This window comes from Tatumella sp. UCD-D_suzukii (assembly GCF_000611875.2).
Classification (GTDB): domain Bacteria; phylum Pseudomonadota; class Gammaproteobacteria; order Enterobacterales; family Enterobacteriaceae; genus Tatumella; species Tatumella ptyseos.
Genome location: NZ_JFJX01000021.1, coordinates 1 through 673, shown reverse-complemented (window position 1 = coordinate 673; position 673 = coordinate 1). Strand labels below are relative to the sequence as shown.

Here is a 673-nt window from a genome sequence, read left to right as displayed (position 1 = left end):
GCGTCACCGTCAGGGTGTCGCCGTCCTTATCCGTGTCATTGGTCAGCACATCACCGTTCACCGGCGTATTTTCTTTCGCCACCGCCGTGTCATTGTTCGCCACCGGCGGGGTATTGATCGTGCTGAAGCTCAGCGTCGCCGAGGACGTAGCCTGACCGTCGGTAATAATATAGGTCGCAGACGGGACCTTGCCGGTATAGCCGTCCACCGGGGTAAAGGTGTATTTACCGTCACTGCCGATGGTCAGGGTACCCACGCCGCTGAGGGTCGCGGTTTCACCGGCTTTCACCGTCTGACCATCCACAGTAAACTGCGTCACCGTCAGGGTGTCGCCGTCCTTATCCGTGTCATTGGTCAGCACATTACCGTTCACCGGCGTATTTTCTTTCGCCACCGCCGTGTCATTGTTCGCCACCGGCGGGGTATTGATCGTGCTGAAGCTCAGCGTCGCGGTGGACGTGGCCTGCCCGTCCGTGACCGTGTAGGTCGCAGACGGGACCTTGCCGGTATAGCCGTCCACCGGGGTAAAGGTGTATTTACCGTCACTGCCGATGGTCAGGGTACCCACGCCGCTGAGGGTCGCGGTTTCACCGGCTTTCACCGTCTGACCATCCACAGTAAACTGCGTCACCGTCAGGGTGTCGCCGTCCTTATCCGTGTCATTGGTCAGCAC

The 673-nt window shown here is 59.7% G+C and carries 1 protein-coding gene; it reads right to left on the bottom strand.

The window, feature by feature from the left end:
• A partial coding sequence (locus tag CG67_RS18275; protein WP_038024710.1) for an Ig-like domain-containing protein occupies window positions 1-673 on the bottom strand: 673 nt, incomplete at both ends.